This is a genomic window from Carnimonas nigrificans ATCC BAA-78 (assembly GCF_000526695.1).
In the GTDB taxonomy this organism is placed as follows: Bacteria; Pseudomonadota; Gammaproteobacteria; order Pseudomonadales; family Halomonadaceae; genus Carnimonas; species Carnimonas nigrificans.
Genome location: NZ_JAGO01000012.1, coordinates 199,608 through 225,410, shown reverse-complemented (window position 1 = coordinate 225,410; position 25,803 = coordinate 199,608). Strand labels below are relative to the sequence as shown.

At 57.6% G+C, this 25,803-nt stretch carries 15 protein-coding genes; 5 read left to right on the top strand and 10 right to left on the bottom strand.

The window, feature by feature from the left end; translation table 11 throughout:
• Positions 1–279: 279 nt before the first annotated feature.
• The 3 genes from L881_RS0107005 to L881_RS0106995 form a co-directional block, all read right to left on the bottom strand.
• Positions 280–1,101, bottom strand: a complete 822-nt coding sequence (locus L881_RS0107005) for an OmpA family protein (RefSeq protein ID WP_025732990.1) — start codon at positions 1,099–1,101, stop codon at positions 280–282.
• A gap of 754 nt (positions 1,102–1,855) precedes the next feature.
• Positions 1,856–5,044 carry an efflux RND transporter permease subunit gene (locus L881_RS0107000; RefSeq protein ID WP_025732989.1) on the bottom strand — a complete coding sequence of 1,063 codons (3,189 nt, stop codon included), beginning with the start codon at positions 5,042–5,044 and terminating at the stop codon, positions 1,856–1,858.
• Between the two features lie 10 nt (positions 5,045–5,054).
• A complete protein-coding gene (locus L881_RS0106995; RefSeq protein WP_025732988.1) occupies positions 5,055–6,242 on the bottom strand; it encodes an efflux RND transporter periplasmic adaptor subunit in 1,188 nt (395 codons plus the stop codon).
• 215 nt (positions 6,243–6,457) lie between these two features.
• On the opposite strand from L881_RS0106995, the gene L881_RS14060 reads away from it, so the two are divergent.
• Positions 6,458–7,069 carry a TetR family transcriptional regulator gene (locus L881_RS14060; protein ID WP_025732987.1) on the top strand — a complete coding sequence of 204 codons (612 nt, stop codon included), beginning with the start codon at positions 6,458–6,460 and terminating at the stop codon, positions 7,067–7,069.
• Here L881_RS14060 and fliA read toward each other — a convergent pair.
• Positions 7,016–7,831, bottom strand: coding sequence for an RNA polymerase sigma factor FliA (gene fliA, locus L881_RS12985; protein WP_025732986.1), 816 nt, complete (start codon positions 7,829–7,831; stop codon positions 7,016–7,018). The genes L881_RS14060 and fliA overlap by 54 nt on opposite strands.
• Before the next feature lie 449 nt (positions 7,832–8,280).
• Here fliA and L881_RS0106980 point away from each other — a divergent pair, with 449 nt between their 5' ends.
• Complete coding sequence (locus L881_RS0106980) at positions 8,281–9,990, top strand: proline--tRNA ligase (protein ID WP_025732985.1); 1,710 nt, start codon at positions 8,281–8,283, stop codon at positions 9,988–9,990.
• A gap of 119 nt (positions 9,991–10,109) precedes the next feature.
• On the top strand, positions 10,110–11,480 hold the full coding sequence (locus L881_RS0106975) for an AmpG family muropeptide MFS transporter (protein WP_025732984.1): 1,371 nt from the start codon (positions 10,110–10,112) through the stop codon (positions 11,478–11,480).
• Positions 11,481–11,586: 106 nt separating this feature from the next.
• Here L881_RS0106975 and L881_RS0106970 read toward each other — a convergent pair whose 3' ends face one another.
• Positions 11,587–13,410, bottom strand: coding sequence for an SEC-C domain-containing protein (locus L881_RS0106970; protein WP_051464819.1), 1,824 nt, complete (start codon positions 13,408–13,410; stop codon positions 11,587–11,589).
• Between the two features lie 132 nt (positions 13,411–13,542).
• Between L881_RS0106970 and L881_RS0106965 the strand changes: the two genes are divergently transcribed.
• Both L881_RS0106965 and L881_RS0106960 read left to right on the top strand, forming a co-directional pair.
• On the top strand, positions 13,543–15,423 hold the full coding sequence (locus tag L881_RS0106965) for a hypothetical protein (RefSeq protein ID WP_025732982.1): 1,881 nt from the start codon (positions 13,543–13,545) through the stop codon (positions 15,421–15,423).
• 70 nt (positions 15,424–15,493) lie between these two features.
• Positions 15,494–17,464 carry a DNA topoisomerase III gene (locus L881_RS0106960; protein WP_025732981.1) on the top strand — a complete coding sequence of 657 codons (1,971 nt, stop codon included), beginning with the start codon at positions 15,494–15,496 and terminating at the stop codon, positions 17,462–17,464.
• Between the two features lie 116 nt (positions 17,465–17,580).
• Here the strand turns inward: L881_RS0106960 and ppc are convergent, their stop codons facing one another.
• From ppc to cysM, 5 genes are all read right to left on the bottom strand, one after another.
• Positions 17,581–20,265 (bottom strand): phosphoenolpyruvate carboxylase, encoded by a 2,685-nt coding sequence (gene ppc, locus L881_RS0106955; protein ID WP_034578782.1) that lies wholly within the window; start codon positions 20,263–20,265, stop codon positions 17,581–17,583.
• 72 nt (positions 20,266–20,337) lie between these two features.
• Positions 20,338–21,156: a nucleoside triphosphate pyrophosphohydrolase gene (mazG, locus tag L881_RS0106950; RefSeq protein WP_025732979.1), complete on the bottom strand. Its 819-nt coding sequence runs from the start codon at positions 21,154–21,156 to the stop codon at positions 20,338–20,340.
• Positions 21,156–23,411: a GTP diphosphokinase gene (gene relA / locus L881_RS0106945; RefSeq protein ID WP_025732978.1), complete on the bottom strand. Its 2,256-nt coding sequence runs from the start codon at positions 23,409–23,411 to the stop codon at positions 21,156–21,158. Before relA ends, mazG begins: the two co-directional genes overlap by 1 nt.
• 136 nt (positions 23,412–23,547) lie before the next feature.
• Positions 23,548–24,891 carry a 23S rRNA (uracil(1939)-C(5))-methyltransferase gene (locus L881_RS0106940; RefSeq protein WP_025732977.1) on the bottom strand — a complete coding sequence of 448 codons (1,344 nt, stop codon included), beginning with the start codon at positions 24,889–24,891 and terminating at the stop codon, positions 23,548–23,550.
• Positions 24,888–25,787 carry a cysteine synthase CysM gene (gene cysM / locus L881_RS0106935; protein WP_025732976.1) on the bottom strand — a complete coding sequence of 300 codons (900 nt, stop codon included), beginning with the start codon at positions 25,785–25,787 and terminating at the stop codon, positions 24,888–24,890. Before cysM ends, L881_RS0106940 begins: the two co-directional genes overlap by 4 nt.
• Positions 25,788–25,803 lie beyond the last annotated feature (16 nt).

The following is a 25,803-nucleotide window of genomic DNA, read 5'->3' as shown; positions in this document are numbered from 1 at the left end:
TGATTGCCGGGTAACCTTGTCGTGACAGCGCACCAGAATTGCCGGGCACTAATGTCGCGACAACAATAATGTCACCCGCTGACTGAGGCGATGACTTTACCAGTGCAGTGCTATAACGTCCATCCGCTCGTCGTGGCCACAACAACCGGGAGTATCCGATTGATAGCGTGGCGGTAATTTATACCGCAGGAAAATTACTGGCCTGTACATGCACCTGTATATAAGCACAAAAAAAGGGTGCCCGAAGGCACCCTTTTATTCGCGTAATTCAGTAATGAATTACTGCTGATCACCACCGTCAACCGGAGCGATTTCTACGCGACGGTTCTGAGCACGACCTTCACGAGTCGAGTTGTCAGCAACCGGACGGCTTTCGCCGAAGCCTTCAGTAGTCAGGCGGCTAGCGTCAACACCCTGAGAAGTCAGGTACTGAGCTACGGAATCCGCACGACGCTGAGACAGGCGTTTGTTGTATGCTTCTGTACCGGTAGAGTCAGTGTGACCTTCGATACGAACTGCAACATCAGAGTTCTCAACCAGACGCTGTGCAACAACGTTCAGAGTCTGCTGGGAATCACCGCTCAGTTTAGAAGAGTCGAACGCGAAGTGGATGTCGTTCAGTACCAGAGTAGGACGCTCAGGAGCCTGTTCTACAGGGCAGCCTTGTGCGTCAACTTCGGTACCAGCCGGAGTTCCAGGGCATTCGTCGAGGTAGTCAGGAACACCGTCGCCATCAGAATCAAGCGGGCAACCTTTAGCGTCAACTGCTACGCCTGCCGGAGTACCGGGGCATTCGTCGATGCTGTCAGGAACACCGTCGCCATCAGAATCAGCGTCAGCGTGATCAGGTGATTTACACAGCAGTGCAGCGATGGTACCACCAGCAACACCGCCGATAGCAGCGCCAGTACCTTCGTCATGAGAGCCGCTTACGGAGTAGCCAAGGCCACCACCGATCAGGGCGCCAGCAGCACCGCAAACGAGAGGGTTCTGATACCAGGAAGAACCGCCGTCGGTCGGGGCATTTTCATTGCTGGCACAGCCAGACAGACCCAGAACCAGTGCAGATCCCAGCACTAAACCAGTCGCAGATTTGTTCATGCAAGACTCCTTCTTGATACAACGCTTTCGTTAACTGCCCTCAAGGAGCAGCACTACAGCGATTCCAAATTATTAGGCGACCCGACCAGCCTGAATTCGCCACAATGCAAAATACAAGGCTTATCCACGCCGTCCCGGCCTACAGAACGCCCATTACAGCAGCGTTTCCAATTCCTTCTGGCGGACTAAAAATAGGCCCAAGCGAGTGCATAATGCAATACTCGAACAGCGTTTTCAATCATTCTTGTCACGATTACACTAAAAATCAGTGTTGTTTCACAGCACAGCCACCCTACCTATCCATGTCACTGTATTGCATCAACATAATCGCGCCGCATATCGAGCACCTACCCTTAAAAGAATAGCCCCACTCGCGGCAATGCGCACGTACTATCGCACCCTGGAGCCGCTTCACCATGATAGTGAAGCAGTACCCTCGTTCAATATAAGCTGCGTTTTTCAGCGTATTCAGCAGCCCCACAAGGGTGACACAACGCCACCAGGCGGCTTCGATACTGCTTGGCCTCTCCCTGCCTGCTCACTTCGATAATCGCACTGGAGCAGAGCCAGAAGCACCGCCGCACGAGCAAGATGCCGTATCACTCGTCAGCTCCCTGACACGCTTCTGGAGGCCGCCACAGCTATCGCGGGCATAACAACGTTCTTATAAAAAACAGGCCCACACAACGAGAGAGACCCGCCAGTTGGCGGGTCTCTCTCGTTACTTGCAGGGTAATACCCAGCCAGCTTACTGCTAATGCTGGCTATTATCACCTTGCTGCCGAGTTTCAGGCTGTTCTTTCTTGCCTTTCCCCAGCTTGTTGCTCACCCACTGCTGAGCACCGGCGATCACAACGTAATAGGCAGGTACGAAGATACTGGCAAGAATCGCTACCGCCACCATGCCGCCCGCTACGGTTGTACCAATATCATGGCTGTTGGTGTCACTGGCACCGCTAGCGAATGCCAACGGCAGTACGCCTAGGATAAAGGCCAGCGAGGTCATGATAATCGGACGGAAACGCAGATGCGCCGCCTCGACCGCTGCTTCGTAGATGCTCATTCCCTGATCCTTGCGCAACATGGTGGCAAATTCGACGATCAGAATCGCGTTCTTCGCCGCCAGCCCCACTACCACCAGGAAGCCAACATTGACGTAAACATCGACGTCCAGGCCACGTAGCCAGATGGCCAGGATCGCCCCGAAGAAGCCAAACGGCACCGCGGTTACCACCGCCAAGGGCGTTGTCCAGCTTTCGTACTGCGCCGCCAGTATCAGGAATACCATCAGCAAGCCAAAGACAATGGCGATACCTGCCGCACCACCGGCTGCCTGCTCCTGGTAGCTGGTACCACTCCACGACATATCCCAGTCATTGCCCAGGGTATCGTGGGTTACTTCCTGTAGCGCCTGCATCGCTTCACCCGAGCTGTAGCCTGGCGCAGGTGCCGCCTGGAACTTGGCTGCGGGGTAAACGTTGAAGCGCGTTACCAATGGCGCCTGGTTGGTACGCTTGAGCGTGACAAACGACGACAGTGGGATACGGCTGCCTGAAGATGAGCTACGCACATAGGTACGATTCAGATCCTCAGGTGTAGCGCGATACTCACTCTCGTTCTGGATGTACACACCAAAGTTTCGCTGATGGTAAGTGAAGTAGTTAACAAATCCACTACCGAACGTGGTCGACAACGTATTGTTAAGATCACTGATGGTTACGCCGTAGGCAGTCGCCTTGTCGTAATCAATCTCTGCATGGTACGCAGGTACAGCGTTGGTGTAGGTCGAGAACGTCTGGGCAAGTTCAGGACGAGACTGAGCGGCCTTCATCAGCTTAGCGGCAGCTTCAGCCATCTGGTCACTGTCTGCACCGTTACGCGATACCAGATAGCCTTCCAGACCACCAGTGGTCGAGAGACCAATGATTGGCGGCATGTTGAACGCCATAGCGGTACCGCCCGGTATGCTGTTGGCCAGCTTCGTACTCTCTGCAATCGACTGATCGACCGAGACGGAACGATCGGACCACGGCACCATGGTGACGAAGAAAAGTCCGCGTGCGGTATTGGCCGCAGAGTTCAGGAAGTCATAGCCAGACACCGAGGTGACAAACTTGACGCCATCCTGCTGCTGGATCTTCTTCTGCAGCTTATCCATGTACTCCGTGGTACGAGCAACCGATGCACCATCGGGCGCGTTCACGGCCATTATATAAAGGCCCTGGTCGGTAGTCGGAATCAGACCACTGCCCGAATTCTGGTAGATCAGTACCGCAGCACCAGAAATCAGCACCAGCACCACCAGAGAGAGTGCCCACATGCGCGCAAAGAAGCGTACAAAAGCGAGATAGACGGCTGTGATCTTGTCAAAGATCGCATCGAATATCTTGAAAGGCACGCTCAATAGCTTGGCAATCGGGTTGTTCTCTACCTTCTTCCTGCGCTTAAGCAGAATAGTGGTCAATGCCGGAGTAAACGTCAGAGCAATAAAGGCAGAAATAGCCACCGAAATTGCAATGGTAATCGCAAACTGGCGATAGATCTCACCGGTAAGACCGCCGAGGAAGCCAACCGGCACAAACACCGAGGCCATGATGAAAGCGGTCGCAATAACAGGGCCGCCGACCTCACGCATCGCCTCAAGGGTGGCATCAAAGACGGAGATATCCTCATCATCTTCGACCAGACGCTCGACGTTCTCGACCACCAGGATCGCATCATCCACCACGATACCGATCGCTAGTATCATGCCGAACAGCGACAGTAGGTTGATCGAAAAATCGAGCAGGTACATACCGGCGAACGTACCGACCACCGAGATAGGCACCACCGACATGGCAATCGCTGTCGTGCGCCAGTTTTGCAGGAACACGAAGACGATGATGGCTACCAGAATCAGCGCTTCGATAAAGGTATGCACCACCGATTCCACCGAAGCGTCAATGAACAGCGTAGTGTCATATGGCACTTCGATATCAACACCGGCCGGCAGCGTTGCCCTCATTCGATCAAGCGCAGCCTTGGCCTTGGTCGCAGTATCAAGCGCATTCGCACCTGGCTGCTGCTGGACCATAATCGGCGCCATGGCACGACCATTCAGCGAGGCATTGATCGTATAGGACGACATGCCAAGCTCTACCCTGGCAACATCCTTGAGCCGCAAGGTAGAACCATCCGGGTTGGTCCTCAAGATAATATTCTTGAATTCCTCAGCGCTGCTCAGGCGGCCCTGGGTCGAGATGGTGTAGGTAAAGGCACGCGATTTTTCCATCGGCTCACCGCTCAGGTTCCCTGCCGGAACCGCAGCGTTTTGCGCCTGGATCGCCTGATTGACTTCAAGCGGCGTAATATCGTACTGCGACAGCTTATCCGGCTTGATCCAGATACGCATCGCCATATCACTGCCACCCAGCACCTCGGCATCACCGACACCATCGACCTGCTTAAGCTCATCGGTCAGGTGAAGGCTGGCATAGTTACGCAGGTAGTTTTGGTCGTATTGATCAGACACCAGTACCGGCAGCATCAGAATCGAGCTGGAACGCAACTCTACCGTAACACCCTGATCCTGCACTTCCTGAGGAAGCTTGGAGAGCGCCTGCTGTACGCGGTTGTTGACGTTCACCTGATCAATATTGGGATCAGAACCGATGTTGAACGCCACATGCATCGACATCAGACCATCATCGGAGCTGTTGGCGTACATGTAGATCATGTCTTCAGTACCGTTGATGCTCTCGGCGAGCTGACTGGCAACGGTGTTGGAGACGGTTTCGGCATTCGCACCGGGGTAGGTAGCGCTGACCGTAATTTCAGGCGGCACTACATCGGGGTACTGCGCAATCGGCAGTGCCCGCATTGATATCAGCCCCACCAACGCGATGATAATCGACAGAACCGTCGCAAATATCGGCCTGTTGACAAAAAAGTTGGAAATATTCATCCGTTACCCATTATTCGCCGTCAGAAGATTGGCTGCTGTCATCGCTGGATGAACGCTGGCTATTGCTGTTATCGCCAGGCTGATACGGTTGAGGATCAATGGTATCTCCCACATTAATACCACCGGGATCGCTCACCACAACACGGTCATCACGTTTGAGGCCATCGGCAATAATCTGCTCGTCTCCGGCGATGTCGCCCAGCTCTACATTGCGTACAGCCACCTTGTTATCGCCATCCAGAACGAACAGCTGCGGGCCATTCAGCCCCTGGGTAATGGCAACTTCAGGCACCGCATACACATTAAAGCGCATCAGCTTCTGCAACCGGACCTGTGCGTACTGTCCGGGCAGGTAGACACCTTCAGGGTTATCAAAGGAAGCGCGCGCCTGCACGGTGTTGGTGTCAGAGTTGACGCTGGCGCCAATATAGTCGAGGTGACCATTCAGCTCGCCATTGCTGCCTACACCCAGCTTGGTCAGGATTTCAGGCGCGCCGCTCATGCTCTGCTGACGACGAATCTGCATCGCGTCATCTTCAGGAATCTGGAAGCGCACTTCCAGCGGATTGATCGGCGTTACCGTTGTCAGTTTGGTGCCCGAGCTGACCAACTGCCCGACATTCACTTCATTCAGGCCAACCTGACCGGAAGCGGTGGCACGCACCGTGGAGTAGTTCAGGTTGATTTGAGCATCGTGCAGCGCAGCGCGAGCCTGCTCAACGGCTGCCTGTGAGGTGTTGGCAGAGTTGGAATAGGTATCACGCTGAGCGGCGCTGATCGCACCACGGCGGAACAGCTCCTGATAGCGGCGATTATCACGCGCCGCGTTCTGGGCTTCGGACTGGGCGCTGACAAGGGCAGCCCTGGCCTGTGCCACTTTGGCAGCATAGGTATCAGGCTCAATCCGGAAGAGAGGATCACCCTTTTTGACCATGGTGCCGGGTTTATAGGTTTGACCCTCCAGCACCCCTTCTACACGGGCAGTAACGTCTGCTGCGTTATCACTGCGTACCGAGGCAGGGAAACTTTTGTCCAACTGGATATTGCGCGCAGCAACCCTATAGACCTGTGCCTGCTTGGCAGGCGCCTCCTGCTGACTTTGCTGCTGATCGTTGCTTTGACCACAGCCGGACAGAGCAAGCGCAACCGCGCCTGCCAGGCCCCAGAACGCACTTCTGGACTTGGTAATGTAAGGCATGAACCCTTCGCTCTTTATGTGATGCACGGAATGGGAAAGACAGCTCCATAAAGGAGCATTATTCCACCAAGGTAGCATTAATTAGATGCCCATGGTGGAGCATTCTGGGGTAAATTTTAGATGCAGACATGTATGTATGTAAACAGCAAATGTCAGCTATACTATGCCTCGCCATCTATCCCCTCATCCGACTCGACCAACAGCGCAGACCCAACATGGCCAGAAAAACCAAAGCCGAAGCCGAAGCCACCCGACAACATTTGCTGGATGCAGCAGAGCAAGTGTTCTTCGAGAACGGCGTTTCAGGTACCTCTCTCGATCAGATTGCACGCCGTGCCGGCGTTACTCGAGGTGCCGTCTATTGGCATTTTGCCAACAAGGTATCGTTGCTCGAAGCACTTATTCAGCGCGTGCGTCTGCCGTTACAGCAAATGCTGGACGAACTGTCGGGAAGCTGCCAAGAGTCGCGCCCCCTCGACAGTCTGAAAAGAACGTTGAAGGAGGCGCTGTTGCGCTGTGAAACCCCGCATATGCAGCGGGTTTACACCATTATTATTTTCCGCTGCGAATTTTTCGATCAGCTTTCCGATGAGTGTCGCGAGCATGAATACACCGAAGAAGCCAATCGCATTTTCACCACGCAGTTTTCCCGCGCCCAGAAGCTAGGGCAGCTACGGGAAGGGGTTTGCCCTCAGCAGGCTGCCAATACCTTTTACCATTTCCTGAATGGGCTTTTGAGAGACTGGCTGCTTTCCCATGAACCGTACTCTATCTCAGAGACCGGAGGCAGCATGATCGACCTTCTTCTCGATAGCTTTAGCGCTTGATGGCAAAGTAGCCAGTTCGGGGTAGTGCGCCAGAAACCAGCGTTTCAAATGTTTCATGGCGCGCCGATGCAGCTGGCATACTCGTGATTCACTCACGCCAAGGCGCTCACCAATGAGCTTAAGGCTCAAGCCTTTCAAATGGTAAAGAATTAGCGCTTCCCGTTCGCGCTCGTCTGCCAGCGCCTCGATTCCCCGATATAAAAGTGTGCGCCGCTCCTGTGACAGCAACTGCTCTTCAACCCGGTCGTCGCCCCTGTCGAGGTCGGCATCCATGGGGTCACCTTCGTCATACTCCTTAAGGTAGCCACTGTTGATGTCATTAATATGCTGATGGTAGCGAGTGAGCGGAACTTCCATCACTTCCGCAATATCACGATCACGCACGCTGCGACCATAACGCTGTTCGAGTTCTCCATTGATATGGGCAATAACACGGGCCTGCCGTCGAATACTGCGCGGCAGCCAGTCACGGCCACGCAATTCATCAAGCATGGCCCCTTGAACACGACGACCGGCAAAGGTCTCGAATGAGGCTCCCAGCCCTTCGTCAAAACGTGTTTCTGCTTCCAGCAGGCCCACCATGCCCGCCTGAACCAAATCATTAAGCTCCACACTGGACGGTAGCCGTGCCTGCACCTGAAGTCGTCGGGCTGCTGCCTTGATATTTTGCTGCAAGCGTGCGCGCAGTGCCGCAACCTGCCGATCATTCACCTTTCCTGTATTCCCCTTTCCCACGCTCATCTTTTCTGCCTTGCCTGCCATACCAGCGGTTCCTCCGTCTGAATGAATTGAGAAACTATTGTTGGCATGACAAAAGCAGGCCCAAGCGATTTGTAACGGCCTTTATATGGCGCTTCACGCCCTTAAAGATTCGTCGCATTGTGGCGCGCCCATGAATCGTGCGGGGTCAGGCCATAGTCGAGGTGAATGACGAAGGGCACCCTCCTTGTATTCAGGGGAGAAATGGCAGAAAAATCAGCGTTTTCCCTCATGATTTTTAAATCAGTTTTAATTGCAGATAGATACCCCCAATCACCATTCATGCTCATTTCACCCTTGCGGGGTTCTGCTTAAGTGAATGCCGCTCGTGCGATTGATGCGTCGATCTCTTTGCCGAACATTCCTGCTTCGCCGTACAATAGCCGACCACGACTAACCCACGCTCGCTGTAGCTTATGTTGCAGCGGGCCAGCGAAGGATGCTTCAGCTCGATGCGCGCCAGCCAGATTCTCATCTCAACCCTAAAGGAAGTACCCGCTGACGCAGAAGTTGTCAGCCACCAGCTGATGCTTCGCGCCGGCATGATCCGCCGCCTGGCGTCAGGGCTTTATACCTGGCTACCGCTGGGGCTACGCACACTGCGCAAGGTCGAACAGGTAGTGCGCGAAGAGATGGATCGCATTGGTACACAGGAGCTGCTGATGCCGGTAGTCCAGCCCGGAGAGCTATGGCAGGAATCCGGGCGCTGGCAGGAGTACGGCACCCTGCTGCTGCGCTTCAAGGATCGTCATGACCGTGACTTCTGCATGGGCCCGACCCACGAAGAGGTCATCACCGACCTGATGCGTCGGGAGCTTAATTCGTACAAGCAGTTACCCGCTTCCTTCTATCAGGTTCAAACTAAGTTTCGTGACGAGTTTCGCCCCCGGTTTGGCGTCATGCGCTCGCGCGAGTTCATCATGAAGGATGCCTACTCGTTCCACCTGGGCGAACAATCGCTGAAAGATACCTATCAGCAGATGTATCAGGCTTATACCCGTATCTTCACGCGTCTGGGCCTCGACTTCCGTGCCGTTCAGGCGGATAACGGTTCCATTGGTGGCGAGGGTTCCCACGAATTCCAGGTACTCGCCAGCTCGGGCGAAGATGCCGTGGTCTACTCCAGCGAATCGGATTACGCCGCCAATCTTGAGAAAGCCGAGGCGTGGTTCGAAGAGAGCGAACGCCCTGCCGCCACTGAAGAGCTGCGTCTGGTCGATACGCCTGACGCTAAAACCATCGAGGCACTGACCGCCAATCATCATCTTGAGATCAAAAAGACCATCAAGACCCTGCTGGTGAAAGGCAGTGAAGGTGGTCTGGTCGCCCTGCTGGTGCGCGGCGATCATCAGCTCAATGAAATCAAGGCGGAGCATCAGCCAGAAGTGGCCAGCCCCCTTGTCTTTGCGTCGGAAGAGGAAGTGAAAGCAGCCGTAGGTGCAGGTTTCGGCTCCCTCGGCCCGGTAGGTCTTGAGATGCCTGTAATCGCCGACCGCGAGGTGTCGCTCATGAGCGATTTTGCAGCGGGCGCCAATCAGGAAGGCAAGCATTACTTCGGTATCAACTGGGAGCGTGATCTGCCGCTGCCGCGCGTTGCTGACCTGCGCAATATCGTGGAAGGCGACCGCTCTCCCGATGGCAAGGGCGAGCTGAAGATCGCTCGCGGCATTGAAGTGGGGCATATTTTCCAGCTTGGCGATAAATACTCGCGCGCCATGAACGCCACTGTACTGGGCGAAAATGGCAAGGCTGAACCACTGCTGATGGGCTGCTACGGTATTGGCGTTACTCGCGTGGTGGCGGCGGCCATCGAGCAGTGTCACGACGAGCGCGGCATCACCTGGGGCGCTGAGCTGGCTCCCTATCAGGTAGCGGTAGTGCCCATGAATGCTCATAAATCGGAGCGTGTTCGCCAGGCTTCTGAAGCGCTCTACACCACGCTGATCGAGGCCGGCATTGATGTACTGCTGGATGACCGCGACCTGCGCCCCGGCAACAAGTTTGCTGATCTGGAGCTGATGGGTATTCCGCACCGCATTGTGGTTGGTGATCGCGGCCTTGATAACAGTGAGCTGGAGTACAAGGGCCGCCGCGACAGCGATGTAACAATGATCAAGGAAGCCGACGTCGTCACCTTCCTTAAGGCACATCTTGACGCTTGATGATAGCGTGAATGATGAAGGCGCGTAGCTGATACGCGCCTTCATACGTTAAGCGACCTACTTCCCCGTTTGATCTTCGCTGATTCCTCTCTCACCACTCAAGCTTCCCGGAGCCGATAATGCCCACTGGCCTCGCCCATGAGCGCTCCTGGCGCGCTACCCTAATGCTTTATTGCCGCCCCGAAATGCTGACCATGCTGTTTCTGGGCTTCTCTTCGGGGCTTCCCTTCCTCCTGCTCTTTTCCACGCTGTTTGCGCGACTGCGCATGTCAGGGGTCGAGGTCGCTACCATCGGCTACTTCTCGTGGATTGGGGTGATCTATTCGATCAAGTTTCTCTGGGCGCCCGTGGTAGATCGCTTACAGCTCCCGCTGCTATCGCGCCTGCTGGGGCATCGGCGTAGCTGGCTGATAGTGGCCCAGCTTGGCATTCTGGCAGGGCTGGCCGCTCTCGCTCTGCTCAACCCCAACGATCATCTAGGCGCGTTGGTGGCTATCACGCTGGCCGTTGCCTTTGCAGCAGCCACGCAAGATATCACTATCGACGCCTACCGCATCGAATCTGCCAGCGACGATTTACAGGCTGCCATGGCCTCGATCTACGTGATTGGCTATCGCGGCGGCCTGCTGGTGGCGGGTGCAGGGGCGCTTGCCCTTGCCGGGCGCTATTCATGGCAAATGGCCTATCTATGCATGGCGGCCCTGATGCTGGTAGGGCTAATGACCGTGCTGGTGCGCCCTGAACCCGCCCGTAGCCCTACCCGCGCAGCCATTTTGCAAGAGCCGAGGGTACGCGCTTTCATCCGCAGCAGCCAAGGCATGAAGAAGCCGATGCGTCGCCTGATCGTCTGGATCATTGGCGCAGTGGTGTGCCCCTTCACCGATTTTTTCAGTCGTTATGGCCTGCGCGCATTTGCACTGCTGGCATTTATTGGCGTGTTCCGTATCAGCGATCTGTCGATGGCGGCAATGGCGAATCCGCTCTACATCGACCTGGGATTCACCACCGAACAGATCGGCGTGGTCAGTGGGATTTTCGGCGTCTTCATGACGCTGCTGGGCGGGCTGATCGGCGGCGCACTGGCCGGACGCTACGGCATCCGCCCGCTGCTGTGGCTGGCCGCCATCGCCATTGCGCTTGCCAATCTGCTGTTTAGCGCGCTGGCGCTGTCCGGGCATAGTCTGATCATGATGATCGTCACCATCACCGCCGATAATCTGGCGGGGGGCGTTGCCAGTGCCCTGTTTATTGCATTTCTATCAGGGCTGACCTCCCGGGCCTACACCGCCACCCAGTACGCCCTGTTTTCTTCCATCATGACGTTGCCCGGCAAGCTGATTGGCGGATTTTCAGGCGCCATCGTCGACTCCATCGGCTACCCGCGCTTCTTTGTGATCGTTGCCCTGCTCAGTATTCCTGCGGTATTGCTGGCGCTCTGGATCTGGCGTGACCCGGGTTTTCACCACAATATTGAAGATCAGAAAGGTTAACGCCCGCGCTGACCGCGAGCGAAGCTCAAACCAATGAATGAAGAAGAAGATAAATGAGGCATTTGCCGGCAAACGCAACTACTTGCTCGCGGCAAGGATCAAAACGCTAGGCAAATTGCTCCAGCCACTCCAGCGCTCCCGGAGTCGCGCCCCAGCAGCCGCGCAGCAACAATCGGACCTGCCACGCCTCTGCCCGTGACCCCGCCTGGCCGTTGCTCTCACCGGTAACGGCACTGGCTAGCCTCAACGGGGTCATCATCGCTACCACATAACGATTGATGCGCTTGACCCCTTTGATTACCTCTTCCGCCTGTTCGCGCTGCCCCAACCGGAAAAGCGCCAGAGCCTGAGCCAGCGCTTCTGCAATGGGTGTCTCGTGCCCGCGGCGCTCATTCACGAGCTTCACGACCTTCTCATTGCGCTCTTCCAGCAGATAGTGCTCAAGCACCAGTTCATAAAGCCCCATCGGATCGTCACTATCCAACCGATAGAGGCGTGCTGCAAAACGCCGCGACTGGTGCCTGTCACTCCGCTCAAGCGCCGAAATCAGCGCGAGGCCAAACAGGTAGATGACCGAATTTTCCCCCTGCTGCCACGGCAGCGGTGCTTTCCGCCGCTCGATCGCGTTGAGCCAGCTATCAAAGCGCCGCGCCAAGGGCGTAATAAAGGCGTCGGACATCCAGGGCAAGCTGCCAAAACGACTTGCCAGCGCCGTTGCCAGCTCGCGCATCACCAGCGGCGATACCAGCCATTGAGGATGCGTATTCAGCGCAGGCAGCCAACGTTGCGCATTCATCCAGAGGTGCGCGGCCTCAAGCTCCGAGGCGAGGCCCTGCTGCTGACTGGTCACCTGCGACCAGGCGCGGTAGTACTCAAGATCCTTGGCGGACGGCACATAGCACGTCACGCCACCCTCAGCGCTCGTCAAGCCACTCAGCATCGCATCAGGCAACTGTGCCAGGGTATTGCGCAGTGCCAGCAGAGAGTCTGCCAGCTCATCATCCGTCGCGATCATTTCATCTGCCAGCGCTCTGGCCGGATGGCGAGCCAACTGCTGTACAAATTCCAGTTCGTCGGGGTCCGCGTCGCTGCGGCGGGACAAGCGCCGGTGCCAGAAGGCGGCGCGCTGCTGCGCCTTCTCCGAATGCCCTTCCTGCAACAGCAGCATGGTTTCCAGATAAGCCAGCATGGGCGCATCGGGAATCAGCCGCTGCGCCAGCGCAAAATTTTCGCGTGCTGCCGCCAGATCATCGTTTTCAAGCTCGGCCAGCGTGAGCTGTTCAAGCGCACTGCCTTTGAGACGATCGTTGTCGCTTTCCAGCGCGGTAGTAATCAGCGTATCCAGCTTGCGCGAAAAGCCGCGCTGACGATAAAGCTGTTCAAGGGATTCAAAGGCTTGTTCCAGCAACAGATTGTCATTGCGTTCATGACTGCGTTGAAAGAGCAGCTCGAACAGTTGCTGGGCACGCCCTAGCTGCCCCGCTTCGGCATCGACAATGCCCGCTTCCAGCAGCGCCTGAAGCGGCACATGACGACTGTGGGCAGCACGTTTGAGAAGATCACCACGCCACTGACATAGCGATAGCATCCACATCAGGTTATCGGGCAACGGCGCGGGAAAGGTGATTGGCTGACAGCAGTCACGAAAGCGGCGGCCGCTATCACACCAGCACATCTCGCTGGCAGCCGGTTTTGCCAAGGGCTCCGTATCGAAGCCGAGCCTGACCAGCGGGGTTTGATTCCAGAGAGGTGCCGCCAGCGCTTGCGCCAGCCTGACATCCTCACCGACCAGATGAGCGCCATCACTGCGCGCCCAGCGCAACAGCGACGGATAGGCTTCGTCACTGCGAATAACGCCCAATGCTGCCGCTGAAAAGCTCAACAACTGGTCTATCCATGCCACCAGCATGATGTCGTCGTGATCTGCCACGCGTTGAATTCACCTTGTTTGGTTCGATGCTACGGCCATTTTAAAAAAGCCCTATCGCAGCGGGCGTGTAGCGCCGTGCTGCCGGCAGTGGTACGGTTCTGCGCTCGACCATACAGCCCTTGCGAATCTTCCATGTTAACTGTACTCAAGCGCACCTTGAACAAGCCGCTGACGCATTCCCCTTCAGGCTTCAAGCTGGAACGTGAAGGCCGGGAGCGCATTCGCCGCATCAGCCATGCTGTCAGCGGTGTCGCCTGGAAATCAACGCTGCTCAATATGCTGTGGATCGGTGGGCCGGTCACGCTGATCGGAGCCATGGGCGGTTACTACATCGGCTACGGTCACTTGCCGACCCTCGGCAATATGGTGTTCTTTGTCTTTTTTGCCGTGTTTACCAGTGTTGCCGGTGTGATCGGCAATATCGTCAACAACTACAAGACCGCCGGTAAAACGCGCAACATCGAGCGCCATATGCTGCGTGTGATTGATGACCTTCCCGACCTTATCATGATGGTGCGCGATCTGGGGGTCGATCAGCTCGAAGGGGATGCCCGCCGCCGCGAAGGTGCCACTATCCTGCTGCGCAAGCAAGACCTGTCGCCCAATGGCATTGATCTTGCCGTGCGCGATCTGCTCGAAGATGCAGAGGCCGCACGCATTTTTGCCGACATCGAAACCCATCGCCGCATCGGCCTTCATTCACGCATCGACGACCTGGTGATTGATCACGGCGATTTTATCTACCCTCTGATCACCTCACTGCGGCAGGCTGCTCCCGAAGCGGCTACATTGCTGGAAGAGCGTTTTCATGGGCGCATGCGCGATCTCAATCAGGGGGTAGCGCGCGATGAGAACTTCATCGAACGAGTGCTCTCCGCCAGTGAGCAGCACGATGACCTGCTCATGACCCTCGATGATGCGGGGCATATGTTTACCCTCGCCTTCGAGCTTATCAATGGCCGCGAGATCCCCATGCTGGTGTTTGGCTATATTGGTCGCTGGCGCTACGCCGAAGCCTTCGATCGTGTTGAAGAAGCGCGCGCCCGCTACCGTATCAGCCAGGCCGTGGGACTATCACGCCTGAAGGCACTCACCGTCTATCTTGCCGAAGCCTCGGAAACCCTGGTGGAAGACGCCGCCGCCGGATTGCAGGCCGAGATCCTGTTAGCGCGCTCACGGGAGGCGATGGATGACCTTGCCCACCGTATCATGCAGATGGCGCGTGTCGAAAACAGCGATGACGCGCTGCTCCACGAATACGCCGATACTCTCGCCAACGCAGTGCGCCTTTATCGACGTATGCGCGACAGCTTCGATCAGGTGGGTCGCCACCACGATGCGCTGCTTAGAGCGATCAAGCGCTGGGAGAGAATCGCTACCAGCGGCCCTGACAATATGACCGAGCTCGCCATCGGCGATCATGGGGAAGGATTACGCATTCACGAAAAGCGCATTGCCCTCGATCATCATGCCAAGGCACAGCTCTGCTCCACCCTGGCGCCCTATCTTCGCCAGCTACACCGCAAACAGCGCAGCAGCGAATCCCACCCGCACTCCCTTACTCTGGATGTCGATAATGCCAAGCGGCTGGCCATCGAAATTGCGGTAGCACTCGAACCACACGTACACCTTTCACGCCCCGAAGTGCAGCGCGCGATCCACTCCACCAATGCCGCCGACTTCAGCGCGCTGGAGCCTGGTTACTCAGCGGCAACCAAAGCGGCGCTGGCGGCAGCAATGGTGAAGGAGCTGGAAGATGATTTGTCACGCAGCGCGGAGTCCCTCGCGCTGGCGCTGGTCAGCCACTACAAGGTAGAGCTTCCGGAAGACGCCATGATCTTCCTTGGTCGTCAATATGGTGCTCGCCGCAACGTGCTCAACCAGCTGTCAGCCCAGCAACTGCCCCGCCATCAGCGCCCAGAAGTGAACAATGAACGCATGCCTCCGCTGGGGCGCACGCCTCGTCACTGGTATCGCGCGCTGGTGCTGGCGCGTCGGGTTCTGGAAGCATAGCGATGGAAGCTCGACGGCCTTCTTCCAATACTGTATAAAAACACATAAACATCACTACTCAGACCTTGCCATGCGTTTGATTATTGCCGAAAAGCCGAGCCTCGCACGCGCTATCGCCAGCGCCCACGAGCAGAACTTCACTCAGCGCGACGGTTATCTTGAAGCCTCCGACACGTTGATCAGCTGGTGTTTCGGCCACCTGCTTGAGCAGGCTCCGCCCGATCATTACGATCCAGCCTACAAAAAGTGGGCGCTTGAACATCTGCCTATCATTCCAGGGCAGTGGCATCTGGTGCCGCGCCCCAAAAGCCGCGCTCAGCTCACCGTGCTCAAGCGCTTGCTCAAGCGTGCCCAAGAGGTGGTGCACGCTGGCGACCCTGATCGCGAAGGGCAGCTTCTGGTACAGGAGACGCTTGAGTATCTAGGCTGGCAAGGTACTACCCGCCGACTGCTGATTAACGACATGAACCGCACGGCGGTACGCAAGGCGCTTGCATCAATGCGCGATAACCGGGAATTTCTATCGCTTTATAGCGCTGCCGAGAGTCGCGCCCGTGCAGACTGGCTGTACGGTATCAACCTGACTCGTGCATGGACGCTGACCGGTCAGCGCGCCGGCTACCAGGGCGTATTTTCGGTCGGTCGGGTGCAGACACCGGTACTGGGGCTGATAGCGCGGCGTGATGCCGACATTGAGGACTTTGTACCGGCACCGTTTTTTGCTCTATGGGCTGACTTCACTACCGAGCAAGGCACCACCAGGGCCTGGTGGCAACCGCGCAACAGCGAATCCCTCAAGGCTACCGGCAAGATGGACGATGCCGGACGGCTGCTGGAGCGTGCTCTGGCAGATAACCTCTTTGCCGTACTGCCCAATGCGGCGGCGTGCGTGCTTGAAGTCAAGCGCCAACACAAGCGCCAACGGCCACCGCTGCCCTACTCTCTGTCAACGCTGCAAATAGACGCTGCTCGGCGCTACAAGCTTTCGGCCAAGGCGGTGCTCGACGCGGCACAGGCGCTTTACGAACGGCACAAGATCACCACCTATCCGCGCTCCGATTGTCGCTACCTGCCCAGCAACTATCTCTCTCAGATCGGTGCTACCCTCGATAATGCCTGCGCGGATGACCAAATGCTGGCGGGCTGGCGTCAGGGCTGTGACGATAGTCGTCGCAGCGCGGCCTTCAACGATAGCGAAATCGGCGCCCACCACGCCATTGCACCTACCGGTCGTCGCCCCGACTGGTCACGCCTGAGCCAGCATGAAGCGCAGGTATACCGCTTGATCGTGCGCAATGTACTGGCCCAGTTCTACCCCCATCATGAATTTCACGATGTGGCGGCTACCTTTGAAGCGCCAGTGGATCGTAGCTCCTCCTCAGCGGAAGCATTTATCGCACGCGGCAAGGAGATTATCGTTGAAGGCTGGAAGCCACTGTTTTCAAGCCGTGAGCAGAACCCACCGCTACCGCCGCTACAGCAGGGTGAAGCTGCCCGAGTGGCCGATTGCGCCGTTGAGGAGCGTCTCACTCAGGCACCTGCCCACTTCAACGATGCCAGCTTGTTGAATGCGATGACTCATGTAGCACGCTATGTGAAGGACCCGGCAATTCGAGAGACGCTGCGCGAGACCGATGGGCTGGGCACTGAAGCGACGCGCGCCAACATTATCGAAACCCTGATCAAGCGCGGTTTGATGGCGCGCGTCGGCGGCAGCCTGCGCGCCACCCAGGCAGGCCGCGCCCTGATTGCGGCACTTCCCGAGGATGCAACCCGGCCGGAGCGCACCGCACACTGGGAGCAAGCACTCAGTCTGATTGGCGAAGGCAAGACCGCTCCGGATGGATTCGAGCAGCAGCTCAAGGAGGAAATAACGCGCTTATTAGCCGCTACCGATATCGCTCGAATGCGCCATGCGCTGTCCCTAAAAGAAGGGGTTGAAGCCAGCGCCAATAAAACCGTTTCACGGCGACGCAGCAGCAGCAAATCCCCCAGACGGCGATCAGCCTCCTCGACCAGAAAGCGCTCACGGGACAGCTAACAGGCTTTCTTCTCCTTCCTTCTACCCGCACAGCGCTACAAAAAACGGCCCCCTTCGATGCTGAGGACATCAAAGGGGGCCGTTACTTCATGAGCAAGCCAGCTATAGCCAGTTCATCAACCGGTATTGCGCAACCCGGCGGCAATGCCCGCCATGGTCACCATCAAGGCTCTTTCCAGCGAGTCAGGGATATCGCCCTCGGCTTCGCGGGTACGGCGCAGCAGTTCCGCCTGGAGCGCATGCAGTGGGTCGATATAGGGGTTACGTACCGCAATCGCCTGACGAATCAGCGGCGAATGCTCCAGCAGTACCTCTTGCCCACTAATCACCAGCAGTTGATCCACCAGCGTCGAAAGGCGTTCGCGCAAACCGGCGCCCAGCTGTTCAAGCTCGGGTTCATTGACCAATCGCTGCTCGTAATAGTGGCTGATAGTGGCATCTGACTTGGCGAGCAGCATTTCCAGCAGATCAATATAAGTGGCAAAGAAGGGCCACTGCTCGCGCATTTCGCTAATGATGCGCTGCCCGTCGCTATCGTTCCAGCGCTCGGCAAAGGCTGCATCCGTGCCCAGCCAGGCGGGGAGCATCAAGCGGGTTTGGGTCCAGGCAAAAATCCACGGAATGGCGCGCAGCGACTCGACTCCGCCAGCGCTGTTACGCTTGGCCGGACGAGACCCCAATGCCAAACGCCCCAGTGCCGTTTCGGGAGTGGCCTGACGGAAGTAGCTGACAAACTCGGGCGTATTGCGCACCGTATCGACATAGGCCGAGTGAGCAATCGTTGCCAGGCGATCCATCTCTTCACGCCACTCGGGTTTAGGCACTGGCGGCGGCGTCAGCGTCGCTTCCAGTACGGCGCCCACGTAGATTTCCATGGTACGCGCCGCAATCGACGGCTGCCCAAACTTGAAGCGAATCATTTCGCCCTGCTCGGTTACACGCAGGCTGCCTTTCACCGACCCCGGTGGCTGCGACAGAATGGCCGCATGCACGGGGCCACCACCGCGGCCAACCGTGCCGCCACGCCCGTGGAACAGCGTCAGATCAACGCCGTGCCGCTGGCACACCTCGGTCAACTGCTCCTGCGCGCGATACTGTGCCCAGGAAGCTGCCAACTGGCCGGCATCCTTGGCTGAGTCCGAATAACCAATCATGACCTCCTGCCGGTCGCCAATCAGCTCACGGTAGATGGGCAGCGACAATAGGTGGTCAATGACCTCACCGGCACCATCCAGATCATCGAGCGTCTCAAAGAGCGGCGCTACCGGCAGGCGCACGGAGCCTGATTCCTTCATCAGAAGGGCTACGGTCAAAATATCGGAGGCGCTGCTCGCCATTGAGATCACATAGCTGCCCAATGCTTCCGGCGTGGAGGAGGCAATCGCTTCAAAGGTATCCAGTACCTCGCGCACCGAGTCGGAGCATTGCCAATTGCGTGGCAGCAGCGGGCGCCGTGAAGCCAGCTCACGAATCAGGAACTGCTCGCGCTGCTGCTCGCTCCACTCCTCATAGTCTTCGCCAAACAGGTCGCGCACCAGTTCCGTCATCACTTCCCGGTGGCGGCCTGATTCCTGACGAATATCGAGCTTGACCAGCGTTACGCCGAAGCTGGCGACGCGCCGCAGGCTATCGAGCAAAGCACCATTGGCGATGCTGTGCATGCCGCACTCGATCAGCGAGCGATAGCAGAGTGCCAATGGCTCAAACAGCTGCTCGCGCCTTTCAATCACAGGCTCCTTGTCACTCCACTGTTCGCCTTTAAGACGCGCCATCATCACCGAACAGGTCGCTTTCAACTGGTCGATGATCGGCACCAGCAGCGCACGATACGGCTCGGCGACCTCGCCCACCTGCTCACTCAGCTCACTGCTGGCCTGCCACATCGACAGCTCGACACGCAGCGCTTCCAGGTCGCGCAGGTGCAGACGCGCGGCCACGTAACGTGCATGCAGCAGAGCGCGACGAGTCACTTTTGCCGTCACGTTTGGATTACCGTCGCGGTCGCCGCCCATCCAGGAGGCAAAGCGCAACGGCGCCGCCTCAAGCGACAGACGCGACTGCCCTACCGCCAGCAGTTGTGCGTCGAGGTTGCGATAGAAATCGGGCAGCGCCTGCCACAGTGAATGTTCTATGACCGCGAAGCCCCAGCGCGCTTCATCCACTGGAGTAGGACGAGTGTGGCGAATTTCATTGGTGCGCCATACCTGACTGATAAGATCCGCCAGCCGTTCATACAGACGGCTACGCTTCTCAGGGTAGTGGCGCGCATCGGCAATCTGCTCAAGGCAGTCGTCCACTTCATCATATTTGTGAATCAGCGTGCGACGCACCACTTCAGTGGGGTGAGCCGTCAGCACCAGCTCGACACGCATCGTCTCAAGCGTCTCGCGCAGACGAGCGGCATCGGCATCGCCCTGGCTCGTCAGGCGCTCAAAAAGCTGCGGCAAACGCTCGGGCTGGCGGTTGGGGCGGTAGTCATCAACATAATGAAGCGACGCCTTGTAGTGCTGCTCCGCAATATTGGAGAGGTTGAGAAACTGGTTGAATGCCCGTGTCACAGGCAACAAATCCTCATCCGAGAGCTGGTGAAGATAGTCGATGAGGGCCTGCATGCCCTGCCGACTATCGTCCCGATGCGTCTCTTTGGCGAGATGGCGAATTTGTTCGATAGTGGCGAGAAACGACTCACCACGCTCGGCACTGATGGAGGTGCCAAGCAAATCCCCTAGCAGACGAACATTCTCGCGCAGGGATTCGTTTAGATCGTTGCCTTCATTAACGATGGGCAAAGCATGACGCATAACCTACTCCCACTCTCACAAAGTGGCCGATTGATTCGGCCATGACAAGAAGGTGCTCAGTGCTCGGTAATGCTACTCGGCCGCTTTTACCTCCTGCCAATAGGCTTCAAGGGCCGAGAGCTGATCACCGGGCTGGTAACGCTGCTCAACGCCGCGAAAGCGGCGCTCGAATTTGTAATTTGCCTTTCTCAATGCCTGCTCTGGGTCAATCCCCAGTTTGCGAGCGTAATTGGCTACCGCAAACAGCAGATCCCCCACCTCTTCTTCAAGATGATCAGGGTCGTCCTGCTGTGCCGCCTCACGTACCTCGGCCAGCTCTTCATCGACTTTCAAGCTGGTGTGATAGTGCTCGGGCCAGTCGAAGCCAAGCCGCGTAGCGCGTTGTGACAGCTTGCCCGCACGCAACAGCGCCGGCAAGGCGTGCGGTACGTTATCCATCAGGGAAGCAGCGACAGGCTCATCACTTGAGATATCACGCTCATGCTGCTTGCGCTGCTCCCACTGTGCCTTGATATCGGCGTCATTCAGAGTACGGGCAGACTGCCCGTGGCGGCGAGAATCAAGCGTCCCTTCGGGGAAAACGTGGGGGTGCCGTACGATCATTTTCGTCACGATGCCATCAATGACATCGGCAAGATCAAAACGCTGCTCTTCCCGCGCCAGCTGCGCGTAATAGGCAACCTGAAACAGCAGATCACCCAGTTCGAGCCGCACCTCGTCAAAATCTTCCCGCTCGATGGCATCGACCACCTCATACACCTCTTCGATGGTATGAGGCACGATGGAGCGCCACGACTGCGCTACATCCCAGGGACAGCCATACTGCTCGTCACGCAGCACGGCCATCAGGGTTTGCAGATCCTCAAGGGTATAGCGGTCACGATGATTCATTAACGTGAAGCTCCCCCGCCCTGACGCAAGCGCCGTACATCCACCACGTTAGGAAGCTGCTGAATATGCGCGAAGATGCGCTCCAGCGCCTCAAGCCCGGCCACTTCCAGCGTGATATTCAGCTTCGCAGTGTTATCGTCGCGATCCGAGAGTGTATTGACTGCGGTCACATTGGCTTTCTCGCTCGACAGCACGCTCACCACATCACGTAAAATGCCAGTGCGATCCCACGCCAGTACTTCGATATTGACCGAATAGACCTTGGCCTGGGAAGCCCCCCATTCCACCTCGATAATGCGGCTCGGTTCATCGACGCGCAGTTGCAAAATATTGGGGCAGTCCTGACGGTGCACAGTGACGCCGCGACCATGGGTAATAAAGCCCACGATGCCATCCCCCGGCACCGGATGACAGCAGTTCGCCATCTGGGTTTTCAGATTGCCGACGCCCAGCACGGTAATCGCATCCTGTGATGGCGACTCATTGCGCCGACCGCGTGTCAGCAGCCGATCGACATCCTGCTGTTCATCCTCAACACCAAACAACCCTTGCGCCTGTGACAGCACCTGACCGACCCGCAGATCGCCTGCACCGATGGCGGCGTACATATCATCCACACTCGCGTAATTGACCGCTGTCGCCAGTGTGCTGCGATCAAGGCTCTCCAGGTCAAGACGACGGAACTCACGTTCGAGCAGCGCCTTGCCTTCTTCAAGATTTTGTTCGCGCGCCTGCTGCTTGAACCACGCCTGGATTTTTGCTCGCGCGCGGCTGGTACGTGCATAGCCCAGCTGCGGATTGAGCCAGTCGCGGCTAGGGCCGCCCTGACGCGCGGTAAGAATCTCGACCTGCTGGCCGGTATGCAGCAGATAGGTGAGCGGCACAATGCGACCATCCACCTTGGCCCCACGGCAACGATGGCCGATTTCGGTATGCACTCGGTAGGCGAAGTCGATTGGGGTCGATACCTGCGGCAGATCAATGACATGCCCTTCCGGGGTAAACACATAGATACGGTCGGAGGCGATATCGGAGCGCAGGCCGTCAGTGGAGAGCTGCTGATCGCCCATCTCTTCATGCCAATCGAGCACATGCCGCAGCCAGGCAATCTTGTCTTCGTAGCCAGAGCTGCGCGACTGGGTATCGTGTCCCTTGTAGCGCCAGTGGGCACACACGCCATATTCAGCATCTTCATGCATGTCAAAGGTACGAATCTGGATTTCCAGCGCCTTGTGGTGCGGCCCCATCACCGCCGTATGCAGCGACTGATAGCCGTTGGGCTTGGGATTGGCGATGTAGTCATCAAATTCGTTGGGCACCGGATGCCAGCGCGAATGAATCAGGCCCAGCACCGTGTAGCAGTCACCTACTTCCGGCACCAGTACCCGCACGGCTCGCACGTCATAGACTTCCGAGAATTCGATTTTCTTGCGCTGCATTTTGCGCCAGATCGAATAGATGTGCTTGGCGCGCCCATTGACCTCATAACGGTCGATGCGATGCGCCTTCAGCTCTTCGATGATGGAATTTTTAACGTCGTCGATATAGTGATCGCGATCCAGCCGCTTTTCAGCCAGCTGGCGGGCGATCGACTTGTAATCATCTTCATGCAGATAGCGGAAGGAGAGATCTTCAAGCTCCCATTTGATCTGCCCGATGCCCAGACGGTGCGCCAGAGGCGCATAGATGTCGAATACTTCGCGGGCAACGCGCTGGCACTTGTCCCGCGAGTCACCACGTACCTGACGCAGCATGGCGGTGCGCTCGGCGATCTTGATCAGCGCCACACGCACATCGTCGATCATGGTCACCAGCATCTTGCGCAGATTTTCCTGCTGATTGTGCTGGGAGAGGCTGCCGAACGGCGTTTGCAGCTGGCTGATGGCGGCCATCTTGAGAACGCCATCAATCAGGGAGGCCACTTCATCGCCAAAGCGCTGGCGCACGTTGTCGAGCGTCGTCAGCTCCTTGCGCACACAGCGGTACAGCACGGCCGCTATCAGCGTGGGCTGATCCAGACGCAGCTCGGAGAGAATATCGGCAATCTCAAGACCTGCACGGAAGTTGGACCCCAGACGGTGCCACGAAGGGTAGCGCTGCATCGCATCAAGAATTACTTCGCGCGCATACTCGCAGGCACGCTGGACTTCACCGGCATCCGCCAGCGCCACCTCACGCCCCAGATGGGCCACCCATGCGGGAATATCAACGCGCCCAGTGGCATCCAGAGGCTGATCTTCACGTACCTTGACCATGCATTTACCTCATAAAACGCAGCGCTCGGCAGCAATGTCACCGAACTTCCTGCAACCAGCATCGCTCTTCATGAGAGGCATCTGCCCGCGGCAAGCATTGTTGTTATTGTTGCCCTATACAGCGCGTGAGAGCACGTTAACGACGCGTAAAAAGCGACAGTGACTCAAGATGCGCCGTATGTGGAAACATGTCCACCAACGACAGTTGGTGCAGGCGGTAGCCGCCTTCCTGCAAAATACGGGCGTCGCGCGCCAGGGTGGCGGGATTACATGATACATAGACGATCCAGCTCGGCCCGTCGCTCGCCAGCGCGGTCGCCACGGCCTGGGCGCCATCGCGGGGAGGATCAAGCACCACCGCATCAATGCCTGCCACGCTCGGCGCGTTATTCAGATCCCGCGTTTCAGCGGCAATCTCAAGGCCGCTGGCATCAGCGTTATGCAGAAGCCGCTGCACCATAATGTCACTGCCTTCGATGGCGTGCACCTGAAAACCGTTGGCGGCCAGTGGCAGCGAGAAATTGCCCACTCCCGCAAACAGATCAAGCACTTTCCGGCTCTCCGTACTGCTCAATAGCGCCAGCACCCGCGCAACCAGCGCCTGATTCACCTGATCATTGACCTGAATGAAATCACCGGGCTTGAAACCGATTTCCAAGCGATGCGCACCTGCCTGGAGAGGATAGTGCTGCAACCTGACGGGGGCTTCGGTGCCACCGCCCTGCCGCTCGGAGAACTCAATCGCTACCTGCTGCCGGGCGGCGAACTGCTGCCAGCGCGCCTGATCGTCAGCGTGAGCCTTCAACTGATGCACCCGCACGGTACTGGTTCCACTATGCAGCAGCTCTACATGGCCCACCAACCGCGGCGCGGCCAGCTCATCAAGCTGCTGCTTGAGCGGCACAAGCAATGCCTCAAGTTCAGGTTCAAGCACCGGACACTCAGCGATATCGAAAAGACGCTCGCTGTTGGCGCGCCGGAACCCAAATCTGACCGCCCCCTTGCCATCGACTTTGACGCCTAGACGCGCACGGCGACGATAGCCGTAGGGTGAAGCGCTAATGATGTCACTCGCGGGAGCGGTAACGCCTTCCCGCGCAAGATGCTCACCAAGCACCTGCTGCTTGAAGCGGCGCTGCGCGTCGATGTCGAGATGTTGCAGACTACAGCCACCGCACACCTCGGCATGCTGACAGGCAGGCTCGACCCGCTCATGGCTGGCACGCACTATCTCGACGACATGTGCTTCGTCAAAACGGCTGCGCTGACGGTGACAGCGAATACGCACCTGCTCACCGGGCAGCGCTCCATCGACAAACAGCGTTTTACCGCTGGCATCGCGGGCCACACCACGGCCATCGTGGGACAGCCGCTCAATAACCACCGTATCGCCGGATGCCCCGTTGTCAGGCGCAGTCTTGGGTGCCTGACGCTTGCGCTGCGTAGCCTGACGCGCAGGGCGGCGCGTTCCTAGTTTCATTGCGCGTCATCCTGCTCAGCACTGAACAGGCCAGTGGAAAGGTAACGATCGCCACGATCACAAACGACAAACACAATCACCGCATTACTGACCGTTTCGGCAACGCGCAGCGCCCCCGCCAGAGCACCACCTGAAGAGACGCCCGCCAGAATGCCCTCTTCCCGCGCCAAACGACGCATCGCCTGCTCGGCTTCAAGCTGCTCGATGTCGATCACCTGATCGACCCGCGCAGCGTCATAGATGGCCGGCTTGTACGCTTCAGGCCAGCGGCGAATACCGGCAATCTGCGCGCCATCGGCTGGCTGCAACCCGACGATACGAATAGCATCGTTCTGCTCTTTCAGGTAGCGCGATACCCCCATGATGGTACCGGTCGTGCCCATTGAGCTGACGAAGTGAGTGATCTCACCCGAGGTTTGCTGCCAGATCTCCGGCCCAGTGCCGCGGTAGTGCGCCAGCGGATTGTCCTGATTGGCAAACTGATCCAGCGACTTGGCCTTGCCTTCCTGGACCATTTGCGCGGCAAGATCACGCGCCTGTTCCATGCCATCGGCCAGCACAAGCGTTGCTCCGTAGGCAGCCATCACCTGCTTGCGCTCCTCACTGGAGCTGGCAGGCAGAATCACGGTGAGGTGATAGCCCTTGATGGTGGCTGCCATCGCCAGCGCGATGCCGGTGTTGCCGGAAGTGGCTTCGACCAGTCGGTCGCCCGGCGCAATATCACCTCGCGCTTCGGCGCCTTCGATCAGCGATAGCGCAGCACGATCCTTTACCGAGCCAGCGGGGTTATCGCCTTCAAGCTTGGCGAGTAGCACATTGTTGTGCCCAGCGGTAATGCGATCAAGCCGGACCAATGGCGTATTGCCAACGGTTTGCTGGAGAGTAGGTACCTGCATGGTGGCATCCTTGCAA